The organism is Isoptericola halotolerans (assembly GCF_013149785.1).
Classification (GTDB): Bacteria; Actinomycetota; Actinomycetes; order Actinomycetales; family Cellulomonadaceae; genus Isoptericola; species Isoptericola halotolerans.
This window is the reverse complement of the sequence record NZ_JABEZU010000003.1, coordinates 112,136-128,119: the sequence shown is the minus strand read 5'-3', so window position 1 is coordinate 128,119 and position 15,984 is coordinate 112,136. Positions and strand designations below refer to the sequence as shown.

General features: G+C 71.9%; 12 protein-coding genes and 6 tRNA genes. 12 read left to right on the top strand and 6 right to left on the bottom strand.

Annotated elements, in window-relative coordinates:
- Window positions 1–34 precede the first annotated feature (34 nt).
- The 3 genes from HDG69_RS12520 to HDG69_RS12510 all read left to right on the top strand — a co-directional run bounded on the left by HDG69_RS12520 (window position 35) and on the right by HDG69_RS12510 (window position 1,874).
- On the top strand, window positions 35–616 hold the full coding sequence (locus HDG69_RS12520) for a sigma-70 family RNA polymerase sigma factor (RefSeq protein WP_171784162.1): 582 nt from the start codon (window positions 35–37) through the stop codon (window positions 614–616).
- Window positions 600–1,325, top strand: a complete 726-nt coding sequence (locus HDG69_RS12515; protein ID WP_171784161.1) for an anti-sigma factor domain-containing protein — start codon at window positions 600–602, stop codon at window positions 1,323–1,325. Before HDG69_RS12520 ends, HDG69_RS12515 begins: the two co-directional genes overlap by 17 nt.
- 141 nt (window positions 1,326–1,466) lie before the next feature.
- Window positions 1,467–1,874, top strand: a complete 408-nt coding sequence (locus tag HDG69_RS12510) for a transferase (protein ID WP_171784160.1) — start codon at window positions 1,467–1,469, stop codon at window positions 1,872–1,874.
- Between the two features lie 11 nt (window positions 1,875–1,885).
- Here the strand turns inward: HDG69_RS12510 and HDG69_RS12505 are convergent, their stop codons facing one another.
- Window positions 1,886–10,159 (bottom strand): DUF5979 domain-containing protein, encoded by an 8,274-nt coding sequence (locus tag HDG69_RS12505; RefSeq protein WP_171784159.1) that lies wholly within the window; start codon window positions 10,157–10,159, stop codon window positions 1,886–1,888.
- Window positions 10,160–10,317: 158 nt separating this feature from the next.
- Between HDG69_RS12505 and HDG69_RS12500 the strand changes: the two genes are divergently transcribed.
- Window positions 10,318–10,929, top strand: coding sequence for a class I SAM-dependent methyltransferase (locus HDG69_RS12500; protein ID WP_171784158.1), 612 nt, complete (start codon window positions 10,318–10,320; stop codon window positions 10,927–10,929).
- Between the two features lie 36 nt (window positions 10,930–10,965).
- On the opposite strand, the gene HDG69_RS12495 is transcribed toward HDG69_RS12500, so the two are convergent.
- From HDG69_RS12495 to HDG69_RS12480, 4 genes are all read right to left on the bottom strand, one after another.
- Window positions 10,966–11,037: transfer RNA gene (locus HDG69_RS12495), tRNA-Val, on the bottom strand.
- A 98-nt stretch (window positions 11,038–11,135) separates the two neighbouring features.
- Entirely contained in the window at window positions 11,136–12,002 is an 867-nt protein-coding gene (locus HDG69_RS12490) for an aminotransferase class IV (protein WP_171784157.1), read from the bottom strand.
- 4 nt (window positions 12,003–12,006) lie between these two features.
- Complete coding sequence (locus tag HDG69_RS12485; RefSeq protein WP_171784156.1) at window positions 12,007–12,618, bottom strand: dihydrofolate reductase family protein; 612 nt, start codon at window positions 12,616–12,618, stop codon at window positions 12,007–12,009.
- 29 nt (window positions 12,619–12,647) lie between these two features.
- Window positions 12,648–13,754, bottom strand: coding sequence for a chorismate-binding protein (locus HDG69_RS12480; protein WP_171784155.1), 1,107 nt, complete (start codon window positions 13,752–13,754; stop codon window positions 12,648–12,650).
- A gap of 126 nt (window positions 13,755–13,880) precedes the next feature.
- Between HDG69_RS12480 and HDG69_RS12475 the strand changes: the two genes are divergently transcribed.
- The 6 genes from HDG69_RS12475 (at window position 13,881) to HDG69_RS12450 (ending at window position 14,789) form a co-directional block, all read left to right on the top strand.
- Window positions 13,881–13,953 (top strand) — tRNA-Gly (locus tag HDG69_RS12475).
- A gap of 58 nt (window positions 13,954–14,011) precedes the next feature.
- Window positions 14,012–14,082: transfer RNA gene (locus HDG69_RS12470), tRNA-Cys, on the top strand.
- Between the two features lies 1 nt (window position 14,083).
- Window positions 14,084–14,158 (top strand) — tRNA-Val (locus HDG69_RS12465).
- 72 nt (window positions 14,159–14,230) lie between these two features.
- Window positions 14,231–14,509 carry a DUF2277 domain-containing protein gene (locus tag HDG69_RS12460; protein WP_171784154.1) on the top strand — a complete coding sequence of 93 codons (279 nt, stop codon included), beginning with the start codon at window positions 14,231–14,233 and terminating at the stop codon, window positions 14,507–14,509.
- A gap of 128 nt (window positions 14,510–14,637) precedes the next feature.
- A tRNA-Gly gene (locus tag HDG69_RS12455) sits at window positions 14,638–14,713 on the top strand.
- 1 nt (window position 14,714) lies between these two features.
- Window positions 14,715–14,789, top strand: a tRNA-Val gene (locus tag HDG69_RS12450).
- Here HDG69_RS12450 and HDG69_RS19405 read toward each other — a convergent pair.
- Window positions 14,760–14,888, bottom strand: coding sequence for a hypothetical protein (locus HDG69_RS19405; RefSeq protein ID WP_281360198.1), 129 nt, complete (start codon window positions 14,886–14,888; stop codon window positions 14,760–14,762). The genes HDG69_RS12450 and HDG69_RS19405 overlap by 30 nt on opposite strands.
- 13 nt (window positions 14,889–14,901) lie before the next feature.
- On the opposite strand from HDG69_RS19405, the gene HDG69_RS12445 reads away from it, so the two are divergent.
- Both HDG69_RS12445 and HDG69_RS12440 read left to right on the top strand, forming a co-directional pair.
- Window positions 14,902–15,648 (top strand): HNH endonuclease family protein, encoded by a 747-nt coding sequence (locus tag HDG69_RS12445; RefSeq protein ID WP_343036423.1) that lies wholly within the window; start codon window positions 14,902–14,904, stop codon window positions 15,646–15,648.
- Window positions 15,649–15,674: 26 nt separating this feature from the next.
- Window positions 15,675–15,968: a hypothetical protein gene (locus HDG69_RS12440; protein ID WP_343036422.1), complete on the top strand. Its 294-nt coding sequence runs from the start codon at window positions 15,675–15,677 to the stop codon at window positions 15,966–15,968.
- Window positions 15,969–15,984 lie beyond the last annotated feature (16 nt).

Here is a 15,984-nt window from a genome sequence, read left to right as displayed (position 1 = left end):
GACCGGCGACGCCACGTTGGACCACGGAGGATCTGTGACGACTGGGGCCGAGGGTGCTGCACCCCCGACCACCGACGACGACGTGGCGGCCCTGTTCGCCACCGGTGCGGAGGAAGGGCTCGCCGCGGCATACCGCCGGTGGTCCCCGCTGGTCCATACGGTCGCTCTGCGCTCGTTGGGCGAGCAGTCCGACGCCGAGGACGTCACGCAGCAGGTCTTCGTCGCCGCCTGGCGTTCCCGGAGCAGCTACGACCCCTCCCGGGCGCGGTTGTCGACCTGGCTGCTGGGGATCGCCCGGCACAAGATCGCCGACGTCCATGCGTCGCGCGAGCGGATCCGGCGCCAGCAGCAAGCCGCCGAGGCGTTCGCTCCGAACCCTCGGGGAGAGCCGGACCCGGTCGGTCCAGGAGTCGTGGACCGGGCGGTCGTGGCCGACGAGCTCGCCCGGCTCGGCGACCCGGCGGGGACGATCCTGCGGCTCGCGTTCTATCAGGACATGACGCACACGCAGATCGCCCAGGAGCTCGCCCTGCCGCTCGGTACCGTCAAGAGTCATATCCGACGGAGCCTGTCCAGGCTGCGCACACGATGGGAGGTGGATGGTGCAGCACGTTGACCCAGAGGTTCTCGCGCTCCTCGCTCTCGGCGAGGACGACGCCGCCTCCCCCGCGGACCACGCCCACCTGGCCTCCTGCGCCGGGTGCCGGGCGGAGGTCGACTCCTTCGCTCAGGTCACGGGCGTGGCGCGCTCCGAGGAGGTCGGTCTCGTCACCCCTCCCGCAGAGGTCTGGGACCGGGTGCGCGACGAGCTCGGACTCGCGCCGGACGACGCCGAGCCGGCGCCCGTCGTCGAGCTCGCCTCGCGCCGTCGGCCCCCGATGCTCTGGGCCGCCGCGGCGGCCGGCGTCGCGCTCGTCGCCGGTGTCGGCGGCGGCATCGCCTGGGAGAGGTCCCAGGTCGAGGAGCCCCCCGTGGTGGCACCACCCGTGACGGTCGCGGAGGCAGAGCTGGAGCCGCTGCCGCAGTGGCCGTCGGCGTCCGGCCGTGCCGTCGTCGAGGAGAACCCCGACGGTGACCTCGAGGTCTCCGTCACGGTGCTCGGCACCGAGCAGGGCGACGGCTACCGCGAGGTGTGGTTGCTGGCCGACGACCTGAGCGGGATGGTGAGCCTCGGCGTGCTGCGCGGCGACTCGGGAACCTTCCCGCTGCCTGCCGGTCTGGACCTCGAGACCTACTCGCTCGTGGACGTCTCCGAGGAGCCCTTCGACGGCGACCCCACCCACTCGGGGGACTCCGTCGTGCGCGGTGGCCTCACCGGTGCCTGAGCACCGCTGACCTGCGGCGACCGCACCCTGCGGGCCGTCCGAGGGAATCTCTCACCGGCCCGGAACGTTGGAAAGAACAGCACATCGTCCGCGTCCCGGAGCGGGCCTCAGGCCCCCGGGACCCCGCGAAGGGGGCACACCATGCCACGCATCCGCATGCCCAAGCGCATCGAGTTCGAGAACGACGCCGGAGAGACCGTCCGCTACGTGCGCCACGGCGACGGCGGCTACGTCTCTCCCCAGGCCGACGTCGCACCGGACGTCGTCGTGGGGCGCGGGACGTACGTCGAGAGCGGCGCCCGTGTCGAGGCCGGGGCCAGGCTGGGCGAGGTCACGTGGGTCGACCACGGCGCTTTCGTCGGGCGAGGTGCACGCGTCGGCAACCGCGTGCACCTGGGCCCCCGTTCCATCGTGGGCGCGGACGCGGTCGTCGCCGATCACGTCCACCTCGGCTGTGACGTCCGGGTGGAACCGGCCGCCCGTGTCGAGGCCGAGGCGTGGGTGCCGGACGGGAAGGTCGTCCGGCACCGCTACGCCCAGGCCGCCTGAGCGAACCGCGCCTACGGCGACCGACGGCGTAGGCGCACGAGCGCGTAGCCGGTGCCGATGAGCATCAGTGCCGCCAGCCAGGCCCAGGTCAGGTCCGCGCCCGTCCTCGGCAGGGAACCCGCCCCGGGGACGCCCGTCCCGGGGGTGGTCGAGCCCGGCGTGGCGTCCCAGCTGTTGGTGACGCCCACGTCCACCGCCGATCCCTCGCCCACCGGGACGACGAACTCCTGCGACGTCGGCACCTGCTCCGCCGGGTCCGCCGTGGTCGTCTCGCCGGCCACCGTGACCGACACCGACCGGGCGTCACCGGCGTCGGTCTCGGCCAGCGTGCACGTCGCACCCTGCGGCAGGTCTTCGTAGACGGCTGACCAGTCACCCGCCGCGCTCAGCTCGCGCTCCGCGCCGCCCGGGACGTCGATCTCGACCTGCTCGCCGTCGATGTCCCGGGTGCAGGCCAGCTCGACCGTCAGCACGTCGCCGGTGTGCTCGGCCGCGCCCTTCCCGGCGAGCGTCTTGGTGACGACGACCTGACCGACGCCGAAGGTGTTCGTCACGACCACCGTCGGCAGGTCGGCGTCGGGTCCGGGGACCACCACCGCACCCGGTTCACCGCCGTCGGTGACCGCGGCGACCGCCGTGGACGTCGCGCCACCGGTCCCGGTCTCGGTCACGACGCACTGCGCGTCGACCGGCAGCCCGTCGTAGACGACGGTGTCGCCGGGCTCGAGGTCGCGCGCTTCCCCTCCCGGGACCTCGATCGCCTCGCCCTGGAAGGTGCAGGCCAGCGACACCTCGAACGGCCCGGTGCCCCACAGCTCGGCTCCCTCGCCGTCGACCACCTTCTCGACCTCCAGTGAGCCCGCTGCGAAGGTGTTGGTCACCGTCACGACGGCCTCGCCGTCGATGCCCGGGACCACGACCTCGCCCGGGTCGCCGCCGTCCACGGTGGTGGACACCGTCGAGGCGGCGGCGCCGGCGTCGTCGGTCTCGGTGACCACGCACTCGGCGCCGATCGGCAGACCGTCGTAGGTGGCCGGTTCGTCCGGTGTCACCGTGCGGGTCGCGCCGCCCGGTACCTCGATCGCCTGTCCCTCGAAGGTGCAGTCGAGCGACACCTCGAAGGGTGCGGTGACGAACTCGGCCGCCGGACCGTCCACGACCTTCTCGACCTCGATCGACCCGAGGTCGTAGCTGTTGGTCACCACGACCTCGACGGGGTCCAGGACGGTCGCACCGCCGTCGATCGCCACGGGGTCCGGGGCGATGCTCACCGAGATCGCACCGCCGGTCACCGTCTCGGTGACCGTGCAGGTGGCCCCGTCCGGCAGGCCGAAGTACAGCCCGGGGAACCCGGGACCGAAGGCGCGCACGCCGCCGCCCGGGATCGGGACCTCCTCCCCCAAGGAGGTCGTGCACTCGACGGTCACCTCGTACGGGAACTCGTCGAACGGCACCTCGCTCAGGTACTGCGCCACGAGCTCCAGCAGCTCGGCGAGCGTGTCGGCGTCGATCGGCCCATCCGGGAGCTCCGGCAGGGGCGGCAGGTCGGGCATCGGCGGGGCGAACTCCGCACCGTCGCCGTCGACCGCCTTGCGCACCACCAGCGGCGCCGTGGCGAAGGTGTTGGTCATCGTGACGGTCACCGCGGTGGGGTCGCCACCGTCCGCGGGCGGCACCACCACGTCGACGCTGGTGCCGTCCACCGGTTCGCCGCCGTCGACGCTCACCGTGGTCGAGGAGGCACCGAAGTCGTCGGTCTCGGTGACGGTGCACTCCGCCCCGACGGGGAGCCCGTCGAAGGTCACGGGCTCCCCCGGCAGGAGCTCGCGCGCCGCGCCGCCGGGGACCGGGATGTCGACACCCTCGTACGTGCACGCCACGGTGACCTCGAACGGTCCGGGGCCGTAGAGGGCTCCGAGACCTTCGAGCTCCTTGTCGACCTCGATCACCCCGACGTCGAACGTGTTGGTGATGATCACCTCGGCCGTCTCGCCGGCACCCACCGTGACCGTCCCGGGCAGGACGACCGCACCGGTCGCGCCGCCGTCGTCGATCTCGGTGATCGTGCACTCCGCTCCGGCGGGCAGGTTCGCGATCTGGGCGTCCAGCGGGCCCGCCGCGCCGAGGACGACCTCACCGTCGTAGACGGTCCGCGGGCCGCCCGGACCGTCGCCGTCGTCGTCGTAGGTGCACACCACGGCGATCGTGAACGGCCCGGCGCCGTACTGCTCCGCACCCTCGCCGTCGACGACCTTGAGCAGGTCGATCGCGCCGACGTCGTAGGTGTTGGTGAGCGTGACGTCGTTGGTGCTTTCACCCAGGACGTCGGGCTCCAGGGTGAGGTCCGCGGACGGGCCGTCGGTGACGACGGGGTCCTGACCGGCCTGCGCCACCGTGATCGTCACCGACGAGGCGTTGCCGGTCCCGGTCTCCGTCACCGTGCACTCCGAGTTCACGGGGAGGCCCGTCAGCTCGACCGTCTCGCCGTCCTCGATGGTGACCACCATGGGTGCGTCCGGGCCGTAACCCTCCGCGTACACGGGGTCGCCGAGGAACGTGCACTCCACGGTGGCCTCGAAGGGGCCGAACGGCACGGGGTTGCCGTCCTGGTCGACCGCGTCGGTGACGACCTCCTTGGAGATCTCGATGCTGGACAGCTGGTAGACGTTGACGGCGGTGATGCCGGCGATATCGGGCTCCTGACCGATGGTGACCGTCCCGACGACCAGCTCCGTCTCGCCGTTCGAGCCGTCCTCGACGATCGTGCACTCGGCCCCGTAGGGCAGGTTCGGCACCGTCACCGCCCCTCCGAGGGGCACGGTGATCGGTATCGGCTCGAGCTCCGTCTCCACCCAGGTACCGACGGCCGAGGTGCACTGCACGAAGAGCTGAAACTCCTCCGGCGCGTACTGCGACCCGTCGCCGAAGGCGAACTTCACGACGTTCAACGACCCGGTGGCCGTCGCGACGCCGACCTTGGTGCCCTCGGTAGGCAGCAGGTTGGTCTGGTTCCCGCTCGGCAGGATGGCCACACCGGACGCGGCAGCCGAGTTCCAGGCGATCGACCGGTCGCCGGCCTCCGGCGCCTCCGGCGGCGTGGTCGACGTCGCCTCGAGGGCGATGAACTGACCCGGCTGGAAGAACTCGCCCTCCGGGAAGGTCACGACGTTCTTGATCGCCGTGATGTCCTGCAGGACGCTGTCGGCCAGGTCGGTGGTCAGCGGTGCCCAGCCGGTCTCCGGGTCGTCCGGGCAGATCGGCTCGTTGAGCGGGTCGTTGATGTCGTCCATGCAGTAGTCGTCGACGGTCGTGTAGAAGTACTCGACCGTGGAGTCGCCCGGGGCGTTGACGACCCGCGGGAGCGGGTCGTCGGTGAAGTACGGACCCCAGGCCGAGCCGCGTTCCGAGTCCGCGAACGAACCGGTGTCGCCGATCGCCGGGAACCGGTCGTAGAAGACGACCTTGCTCAGGGGCAGGTTGCCGACATTGTCCACCCGGATCCGCCACGTCTGGCTCTCGCCCGGCGGGATGACCGGGGTGCACGGATAGGCGTAGAAGCCGGCGGCGTTGGGCACGCAGTCCTCGGGCTGGACGTCTCCGGGCTGGTCAGGGTCGACGATGAGGCCCAGGGGGTACTCGTCGTTCGTCGCCTTGACCAGCTTGGACTGGCTGAGCGCCGCCGAGGGCACGGTCGTGACGTCGGCGTCGGCCTCGCAGGCGCCCGTCCCGTCGTCCAGGCGCGTGACGCACTCGTCCCACGGGCGGTCCCCGATCACGCCGGCGGTGTTCTCGAGCGTGGTCCCGGCCGCCAGGGTGACGCGGAACTGCACCTGGACGGTGATCGTGTACGTCTGGCCGACCTCGAGCACGGTCCCCTCGGGGAACGTGAACTCCAGCGAGTCGATGTCGCCGGACTGGGCGACCGTCACGTCACCGGGATCGGTCGGCATGGGTGCGCCGTTGACGGGGTCGGGGGTGGCACCGTCCAGCGTGTAGGAGAACGGCTGGTCGACATCGGCGAGCCGGAGCTGTGCCCCATCGTCGTCGGTCGGCATCGGGTCGTCGATGATCACCGGGTCGACGATCGGCCGGTCACCGGTGTTCGTGACCGTGATGTTCATGGGCACGACGGCGTCCGGTGGTTCGGTCCCGCCGGACACCACACCGCGGAAGTCCTTGACGATCTCCACGGCGTTCGTGGCGTGCTGGTACAGGATCGACGCCGCGGCGTCGTCGTCCGCACTGACAGGCACCGTGTCACCGGTGTCGGGGTCGACCACCAGGTCGGCGCCGGTGGTGGAGCCCTGGACCGTGTTGCTCGCCACGCCCGGCGCGTCCTCGCCCGGGGCCGGAGGGTTGGCCTCGAGGTCCGGCAGCACCTCGCCCCCGGAGCGCAGGTCGTCGCGGCGCAGGATCTGGATCGGCACCGGCTGCGTCGGGGTGGCCGGGTTCTCCCAGACCGCCCCGTCGGTGCGGGTGAACGTGAACCGCAGTCCCTGCACGTCCTCCGGCGCTACACCGGCGGGCAGGTCGAAGGTGCCGGAGACGTCGTCGTCGAGGACCCAGTCGCCCCCGGCGCGCGTCACGGGGTCCGGGGAGCCGGGGTTGCCGGAGAACACGCCGCCGACGAACGCGTCGACCTGGACCTGCTGGATCGGGGTGACCAGCGAGGCGCTCGGGTCGAACCCGACGAAGTCGTACTGGTTCCAGAACTGTGGGTCGTCGTCGACGAGCACCATCTCGACGCTGCGCGACGGGCCGAGCGGCTGGCCCGTGAGGGTCATGACCACCGGGTCATCGGACTGGTTCGCACCGCGGAAGGGTTCGATCACCGTGTCCGGGTCGAACGACTTACCGACCTCGAGCTCGATCGACGCCGTCTGCAGCGTCATGTCCGCGTCGTCGTAGGCCTGACGGACGTCGTCGTCGGTGCCGCCCGGGTCGTTGATCGTCGCGGCCGCCCCGTTCGGCACGGGGTTCTGGGTGACGATCGTGCCTTCGCCGTCGAGCAGCGTCTCACCGGTGTACCGGTCCGTCCCACGGAGCCGCAGCGTGAGGTCCATCGATCCCGTGGCACCCGGCTCCACGAGACCGTCGTAGGAGACCTCGATCCCGACGACGTCCGCCAGGTCGGCGGCGGTGAGCGCCTCGGCCCCGGCCTCGTCGAGCTGCTCGGTGGTGCCGTCGTCGTCCGTCAGCGTCACCGTGGTGGACGTCGCCCCGTCGGGTGGGGTCAGCTCGATCACCGTCAGGTCGAACACGTCGAAGGGCGGTGTGCCGTCGGCCGTCTGCAGGGCGCCGGAGTCGGGGGCTCCCGGTTCGACCAGACGGAGCTGGTCCACCTTGGCGGCCGAGGCGTTGGTGCCCGCGATCGTCACCGTCGTCGACGGGTAGAACTGTTCGGGGGTGCCGGGCGGCGGCACCGAGATCGGCCCGCCGGTCCAGTCCTTGGCGACGGTCACGTTCAGGGGCTGGTCGATGATGAGGACGTCGGCGTCGTCGGTGTCCGTGTACTCGTCGCCGTCGAAGGTCGCCGTACCGCGGGCGGTGTCGTTCACGAGGCCAGGGTCGGCCGTGTTGTAGATCGTGCCGTTCGTCGAGCCGAGGGCCGGTGACCCGTCCGACCGCTTGACGTCCCGCACCTCGAACGTCAGGTCCAGGTGGCGGCCGTCAGCCTGCGTGGACCGGGCGACACCGTCGCCGGCGGCGGGCGCCGTCGGGTCGGCGGGCGTGACGCTGCGCGACGGGGACTCGGTGTAGACCACGCGCGCCGAGACGGTCGACTCCTGCTCGGCGGTCGTGAGGTCCACCGCCGGCATGCCGCCGTCGCACGGAGTACTGACCGTGCAGGTGGAGTCGGTCGCCTGGACCCAGGTCGTCCCGTCGTACAGCTCGACGCCGATGATGGCGTCGAACCCGATCAGGGGGTCGACGGACGCGTCGATCGCCTCGATCCGCACCAGGTCGAAGGCGTCGTAGAACGAGTCGGCGATCGCGGTGGTCTCCGGGTCGGCGATGTCGGAGATGACCATCGGGTCCACACCGGAGAAGCCGTTGGTCGACCAGGTGATCTGCGCGGTCACCTGGTCGTCCGAGCGGGCCAGCACGCTGACGGGTTGCTCACCGAGGAAGTCCTTGGCGATGAAGTCCAGTCCGGGGCCCGGGTCCACCGGGAACGGGTCCACGGTGGCGCAGCCGATCGCCGGCTCGGTGGGTGCCACGGTGCCGGACGACCCGCTGGAGGAACCGCAGTTCTCGATCGGGTCGTCACGGTCCGTCGGGCCGGTGTACTCCGCGACGAAGTTGGGCTGGAAGCTTGTGCCGGGCGGGAAGCCGTCGCCCGTGGAGTCGTAGACGAACTGCACGCCCTGCGCGTCGGCCGGCAGGTCGCAGCTCACCGTGTCGGGCCCGGCGTAGGGACCGCAGTCGGGCGCCGGGACCCACTCCGCGCCGTTCCAGTAGTTGACGGTCAGCGTGGAGTTGGCCGGCACGTCCGTGGACCGGACCGCCGTCGGGACGAAGTTCTCGGAGAAGTCGTCCGGGTTCGCGGGGTCGATCGGGTCCTGGACGACGACCTGGTCGGCGTTGGTGGTGGAGCCCTCCGGGCCGAACGGCAGGAGCTGCGTCGGGAGCTGGACGATGACCGCCTGGCCGGGCACGGCGGGGAAGGTCGACGGCGAGATGAGCTTGTCCGTGTCCGTCGCCAGCCGGTCGGTCAGGGTCACGAGGTCCGCCGAGGCCGTGTCGTCGGCGTTGGGGACGTTCGCCGCGATCTCGTTGGTGTGCGTGACGTCCTCGGCGTCCTGGTCGGGGTCGGTGTCCGCCGTGAAGGGGATGGTGGCCTGCCCCCCGGTGACGATGTCGCCGGTGAAGGTGACCGAGAAGCCGACGACCTCGCACCCGACCGGCGGGTCGGGCAGCGTGTCAGGGGCCGTCGCGTCGATCGGGTCGGTCGTGGTGCCGTCCGCACACGTGAAGGTCACGGACGCGGCGTCGGCGTCGGCGGGCCAGGCCACCCCGGCGCCGGCACCGTCGGTACCCCACCCCGTGAAGGTGATCGGGTCGTCCCCCTCGAACGGGCTGGGGGTCCCCGGTGCCGGCTCGGTGATGGTCAGGGTGTCGACCGGGGTGCCCGTGTTGGTCCCGCCGATGGTCACGGTCGTCGGGTCACCGGCGCTCACCGTCGCCGGGTCGAAGCTCTTGAAGGCCTCGACGCTGTTGTCCGGGGGCGTGATGACGTAGTCGTCGCTCGCCGTCGTCGGGTCCGACTCGCCGTCGGGGTGCGTCACGTACGACGACGTGTCGTTGGTGACGGTGGTGGTCTCGGCGAGGTCGGTGACCGCGTCGCTCTGCTGGACGTCGACCGGCAGGGTGGCGGTCGCGCCCTGCTCGATCTCGCCGCTGAACACCACGGTGAAGCCCTCGACGACGCAACCGGCCGGCGGCTCGGGCAGGGTGTCCGCGGTGGTGGTGCTCTCCGTCGGGCTCGACCCGTCGGCACAGGTGTAGGTCACGTCGGCCGACGTAGCCCCGGCGGGCCAGGTCACGTCGCCCCATCCCACGAACTCCAGGTAGGTGAACGGGTTCGGGTCGGCGGCGGGGTCGACCGGGTCCTGGATGACGAGCGTGTCGACGGCGTCGTTCGACGTGTTGGTCCCGCCGATCGTCATGGTCGCCGAGGTGCCGGGTACGGCGAGAGCGCCGTCGGGCTCGATCGTCTTGGTGGTCTCCGAGTCGACGATCAGCGGCACCACGATGTCGATGTCGTCGGTCGCCTGCGCCTCGTCCGCGTTGTCCGAGACGACCGACGCGGTGTTCGTGAGGCTCGTCGTCCCGTAGGGGATGTCCGCGTCGACCTCTGCCGTGACGAGGATCTGCACCTGCCCGCCGTTGGGCACGCTGTCCGCCGTGTACGTGACAGTGTCGGTGTCTGTATCGGCGACGAGGTCGGGGCCTGTCGCGCCACCCCCGCTCTGGATCGAGGCGCTGACCAGGCTCAGCCCGTCCGGCAGGGGGTCCGTCAGGGTCGTGGGGACGCAGGGGTCGGCGTTCGGGTCGGAGCACGAGATCGACAGGGACCACTGGACCTGCTCCCCCGGTTCGTACGGACCGGACGACAGCTCCTGCTTCTGGATACCCCACGTCGCCGCCGACGCCGTCGTCGCCGGGACAACGACCATGGGCAGCGCGAGGGCCAGGACGCCCAGCACCGACCACCCCCGCCGCCCTCTCGGCCGCCGACCCGTCGCGGTCCCCCGTCGCGTCATGCCGCGCCGATCGCTCATCAAGGCCTCCACCTGGTGCCAGCCCGGCACACAGCCCTGTGCCGTTCGTCACCCTGACGGTGCCAAACATTCACGAGGTGCGCGCGTCGGAACCACCCATTTTGGGCATGGACGCCGGTGACCGGGCGTGCTGTCATGGGACCGGGGAGGGCGCTCGCATGACGAACTACGCGATGCTGTACCGGCTCGGCCTCACTCCGTGGGAGAGGTACCGGGGTGGGACCGCCGGGCTGGGGCCGTTGCTCGACCGCGAGGAGGCAGAGCGGCGCCCACCGTTCGGCCGGGCGCTCGACCTCGGGTGCGGACGCGGCCAGCACACGTCCACGCTCGCACGACGAGGATGGGAAGCCGTCGGGATCGACCTCGTCCCGCGCGCGATCGACGCGGCGAGACGGACGGCACCGGCGCGGGCCACCTACGTGGTGGGCGACGTGACGAACCTCGAGTCCGCCGGCGTCGGGACCTTCGACCTCTTCCTCGACGTCGGGTGCCTCCAAGGCCTGACTGCGGAGCAGCGGACCGACGTCGGGCGTGGGGTGACCGCGCTCGCCGCACCGGGGGCGACCCTGCTGCTGCTGGCCTTCGGGCCCCGGCTGCGCTGGATGACCGAGGGCGTCGCACCCCACGAGGTCGAGGCGGCGTTCGCCCGCTGGGAGCTGCTCTCCGTCGAGCCTGCCGACACCTCGGGGCTGGGCTTCCCGATGAACCGGACCGCACCACGGTGGTACCGGATGCGACGCCGCGGCACCATGAACGCTAAAGGCCCCTGACCTGCGCTACGGCGGGTCAGGGGCTCTTCTGCTCGGTGGGCGATACTGGGTTCGAACCAGTGACCTCTTCGGTGTGAACGAAGCGCGCTACCACTGCGCCAATCGCCCGAGTGCGAGGTCGATAGTAGTCACAGATCGGGCGCGGGACCAAACCGGGCCGCTGCGGCGTGGACCACAGCGCGACGGGCGTCCGCCCAGGTGAGGCCTCAGGGGTCGAGGCGCTCGCGACAGCGCACCTCGAACAGGTCGCGCACCTCGCGCGAGACCTCGCCCACGGCGACGTCGACGCCGTCGAGCCAGGTCACGGGCTGGACGTTGCGGCCCGAGGACGTGAGCACCAGACCCGCCCGCCCGGCGCTGACCTCGTCGAGCACGTCGAACGGCAGCTCGCCCTCGCGCGCCTCGCGGACGGGCAGGCCGGCCTCGGCACCCCACTCGAGCACGAGCTCGCGGGTGATGCCCGCGAGCGCCCCGGTGTCGAGCCGGGGGGTGACAAGCTCGCCGGCCCGCTCGACGAAGACGTTCGAGCCCGTCCCCTCGCACAGGTCGCCGACCGTGTTGGGCAGGATCGTCTCGTCGGCGCCCTGGTCCTTCGCGTGGGCGAGGGCCACGACGTTCTCGGCGTACGACGTCGTCTTGAGGCCGGCGATGGCCGACCGCTCGTTGCGCGGCCACGGGGAGCGCACCGAGCGTGAGGTGGGAGCCATGACGGAGTCCTGGGCGGCCACCACGACCGTCTGGGCCCCCTCCACGCGCCCGGAGCCGAGCGGGCCGACGCCGGCGGTCACGGTGATGCGCAGCCGGCCGTCGAACGGGCCCACCGTCGCAGCCATCTCTTCCACGACTGCCGCGACGCCCTCGCGCACCCTGCTCTCGTCCGGGGCCTGCAGGCCCAGGCCCTTGGCCGACCGTGCGAGGCGCGCCAGGTGACGGGTGAGCGCGAAGACGTGCCCGTCGAAGACCGTGCACGTCTCGAAGACGCCGTCGCCCACGGTGATGCCGTGGTCGACCGCACTCATCGCGGCCTCCCCTGCTGCGACCAACCGGCCCTCGGCCCAGATGACAAGACTCATGGGGTCAGTCTGCCCGACGCCGGTAGGTCAGGTGCGTCACCTCGGGCGTGTGCCGCACGTCGGTCGCCTCGAGCCCGATGCGGCCCACGCCGTCGAAGAGCCGCACCCCGCCCGGGATGTCGAGCACCACCGGCGAGACGTGCAGGCGCAGCTCGTCGATCAGCCCCGCAGCCAGGCAGGCGTTCACCGTCGTGACGCCACCGGCCACGGCGACGTCCCGCGTCCCGGCGGCGTCGCGGGCGCGCGCCACCGCCTCGCGCAGGCCTCCGGTGACGAAGTGGAAGGTGGTGCCGCCCTCCATGGGCAACGGGTCACGCTCGTGATGCGTGAGGACGAACACCGGCGCGTGGTACGGCGGGTCCTCGCCCCACCAGCCGCGCCAGCCGAGGTCCCAGGGCCCGCTGTCCGGGCCGAACATCCGCCGACCCATCACGAAGGCGCCGGCGTCGACGATCCGGGCGATCTCGTCCGCGTGGTCCGGAGCGTGGTCGAACATCCAGCCGTGCAGCACCTCACCGGTGCCCACGACGTCCCCGAAGGGGCGTTCACGCGTCGGGCGAGGGCCGGCGGCGTAGCCGTCGAGGGAGACTGACAGGTCACAGGTCACGAGGGTCATGCCCTGACGACCCGGCCGGGGCCGCGAACTCATCGGCTGGTCGTCGAGGCCAGCCCGACCAGGCGCGCTGCCTTGAGCTCCGTCTCGCGCCACTCCGCGGCGGGGTCCGAACCCCAGGTGATCCCTGCCCCGGTCCCGAACCGCAGCACGCCGTCGTCGTGCGGGCCGCGTTCCCACCAGAAGGTCCGGATGCCGACGGCGAGCTCGGCCCGGCCGCCGTCCACCCAGCCCACCGCGCCGCAGTACGGCCCGCGGGGGGCTGTCTCGAGCTCCTCGATGATCCGCAGCGCCGACGACTTGGGCGCCCCGGAGACGGAGCCCGGCGGGAACGTGGCACGCAGCACGCTCCCCCAACGATCGGCGGACGTGGCGACGGTCTCCGACAGCGCGCCGTGGACGCGGGAGACGAGGTGCACGAGGCCTGGGTGCTCCTCCACGGCCAGGAGGTCGGTGACGGCGACCGTCCCCGGTCGGCACACCCGGTGCAGGTCGTTGCGCACCAGGTCGGTGATCATGACGTTCTCGGCCCGGTCCTTCGCCGTGAGCCCGGCCGGCGTGCGCGCGGTGCCCTTGATCGGGCCCGACCCCAGGTCCCCGCCGTCCAGGGACAGGTACAGCTCCGGTGACGCCGAGACGACCCAGACCGGGTCGACGCCGGAGCCTGCGGGCACGTGCACGGCGGCCGCGTACGGTGCCGGGTTCCCGACGGCGAGGCGTCCGGCGAGGGCCGCGGCGTCCGGCTCGCCGGTGACGCGGTCGCCCCTGGCCGGCAACGGTGCCTGCAGCACCCGGCAGACGTTGACCTGGTAGACGGTGCCCTCGCGGACGTGCTCGCGCACCCGGCGCACGGCGGCCTCGTAGGTCGCGCGGTCCATCGAGCTGTGCCAGTCCCCCGGCTCAGGGCCCTGCCAGGCGCTGCCTGACGGCGACGTCCCGCCGGGTGGGCCACCGTCGGACACGCGGGCGAAGCGCCAGGCACGGGCCCGCCCGCCCCGGCCGAAGGACTCGAAGTCGACGACGACGAACCACGGCCCCGGCTCGGCGAGCCGGTGCGCGTCGTGCTCCAGATCGACGCACTCCACGACGTCGACGGCGAGTCGGCCGGCGAAGGAGGCCCAGGAGGTCGGTTCGTCCACGCAGCGAACGGTATGTCAGGCCGCGCCCTCGCCACACCGCCTGCGGCGATTGGACGTATTCGGGATGGGTCAACTAGTGTTTCCCTCGCGCCGGAACGACGGGGGTCACCCTCGATGCCCGGTCGCGCGGATGTAGCTCAGTTGGTAGAGCACCACCTTGCCAAGGTGGATGTCGCGGGTTCGAGTCCCGTCATCCGCTCGGAGGCCCCCTCCCTGCGGTCTCGGAGACGAGGAAGCGGGAGAGCACGTCTTCTCCTGGTGGGTTGGCCGAGAGGCGAGGCAGCGGCCTGCAAAGCCGTATACACGGGTTCGAATCCCGTACCCACCTCGGGCGATTGGCGCAGCGGTAGCGCGCTTCCCTGACACGGAAGAGGTCACTGGTTCGATCCCAGTATCGCCCACCACCACGAGAGCCCCGGACCGATCGGTCCGGGGCTCTCGTGCATGGCCCACCCGCCAGGCGTAGCGTCGTGGCCATGTGCCGGAACATCACCACGCTGCGCGGCCTCGAGCCGCCGGCCACCCCCGAGGAGATCGAGGCGGCCGCCGCCCAGTTCGTCCGCAAGGTCACCGGGGTCGCGTCGAACGCGGCCGCCGCGTCGCGCGAGCCGTGCGAGACCGCGGCGGCCGAGATCGCCGCGATCGTGACGCGGCTGCTGGGCGAGCTTCCTGCCCGGAAGCAGCCCCCGCCGTCCGTCCCTCCTCTGCGCCGCCCGGAGGTCCAGGCCCGCCTCGCCGCCCGGCAGTCCGCCTGACGGCGGCCCTCCTCGCGCGGTCGAGGTGCAGGTCACACCCGGCGCGATTGGACCAGCACGCGGTACGTCCAGTAATGTTCCACAGGCGCCGGATCGCCGGGGATTTCTCCTCGGGCCTGTCCGGCCGTGCGGATGTAGCTCAGTTGGTAGAGCACCACCTTGCCAAGGTGGATGTCGCGGGTCCGAGTCCCGTCATCCGCTCCACGGGCGATTGGCGCAGCGGTAGCGCGCTTCCCTGACACGGAAGAGGTCACTGGTTCGATCCCAGTATCGCCCACCACCGCGAGAGCCCCGGACCGATCGGTCCGGGGCTCTCGTCGTCCCAGCGACGCTGCTCGTCGCGGTCGACCAGGTCCGCCAGGATGCGGACGAACCTCACGAAGGAGACATCCGTGTCGCGACCGCCCTCGACCACCGGCCCGCGGGGCCGCCGACGGCTGCTCATGCTGCTGGTCGCCGTCCTCCTCGCCGGTGGTGTCGTCCTGGTCGACGACCTCGCCTCCGGCACCGACGGGCCGTTCGCCACCCTGACGACCGGGGCAGGGACGACTGCGTCACCAGGAACCGCCCTGGCCGGCGTCGACCAGCTCGAGGTCAAGGGGCGCGCGCCGAAGACGGGGTACGACCGGGACGAGTTCGGTCCCGCCTGGGCCGACGTCGACCGCAACGGGTGCGACACCCGCAACGACATCCTGGCCCGCGACCTGACCGAGGTGACCTACCAGGACGGCACCGAGGAGTGCGTGGTCCTCACCGGCACCCTGGCCGAGCCGTTCACCGGCACGGTGATCGAGTTCCAGCGCGGGCAGACCACGTCGACCGCCGTGCAGATCGATCACGTGGTCGCCCTGTCGGACGCCTGGCAGAAGGGTGCCCAGCAGCTCGACACCGAGACCCGCCGGGAGTTCGCCAACGACCCGCTCAACCTCCTGGCCGTCGACGGTCCCGCCAACGGCGCCAAGGGAGACGGCGACGCCGCCACCTGGCTGCCCCCGCACACGCCGTACCGCTGCGAGTACGTCGCCCGGCAGGTCGCCGTGAAGGTGCGCTACGAGCTGTGGGTCACCGAGGCGGAACGGGACGCCATGGTGCGGGTCCTGTCCACCTGCCCCGACGAGCCTCTGCCGACGGAGGGATGACGGGCACGACGGGTAGGCTCGCCGACGTGGAACCCGCCCGCAGCGCCGAGAGCCCTCCGGCCGTCTCCGCCGTGATGCATCGCGCCAAGGTGCGGGCTCGCGCCTCGCACGTCACCGTCGGGCAGGCCCGCCACCACGACGACGGCAGCGTGGAGATCGACTGCTCGTGCGGCATGGTCCTGCGCAACGGGCCGCAGTGGTCGCTGGACGAGCACATCCGGCTTCACCGGGCCGAGGCGCGCTACCTCGCCGTGAGCGAGGTGGCGCCCGCGGGCATGCCGCGGCTGATCGAGGTGGGAGCGGACCGCCGACCGCGCTGATGGCTCCCCGGAGCTG

Bases quoted from the DNA above. Each gene is read 5' to 3' on its own strand.
- HDG69_RS12505 (WP_171784159.1), bottom strand. From the start codon at position 10,159: ATGAGCGATCGGCGCGGCATGACGCGACGGGGGACCGCGACGGGTCGG.
- HDG69_RS12515 (WP_171784161.1), top strand. From the start codon at position 600: ATGGTGCAGCACGTTGACCCAGAGGTTCTCGCGCTCCTCGCTCTCGGC.
- HDG69_RS12460 (WP_171784154.1), top strand. From the start codon at position 14,231: ATGTGCCGGAACATCACCACGCTGCGCGGCCTCGAGCCGCCGGCCACC.
- HDG69_RS12490 (WP_171784157.1), bottom strand. From the start codon at position 12,002: ATGAGTCTTGTCATCTGGGCCGAGGGCCGGTTGGTCGCAGCAGGGGAG.
- HDG69_RS12510 (WP_171784160.1), top strand. From the start codon at position 1,467: ATGCCACGCATCCGCATGCCCAAGCGCATCGAGTTCGAGAACGACGCC.
- HDG69_RS12500 (WP_171784158.1), top strand. From the start codon at position 10,318: ATGACGAACTACGCGATGCTGTACCGGCTCGGCCTCACTCCGTGGGAG.
- HDG69_RS12485 (WP_171784156.1), bottom strand. From the start codon at position 12,618: ATGACCCTCGTGACCTGTGACCTGTCAGTCTCCCTCGACGGCTACGCC.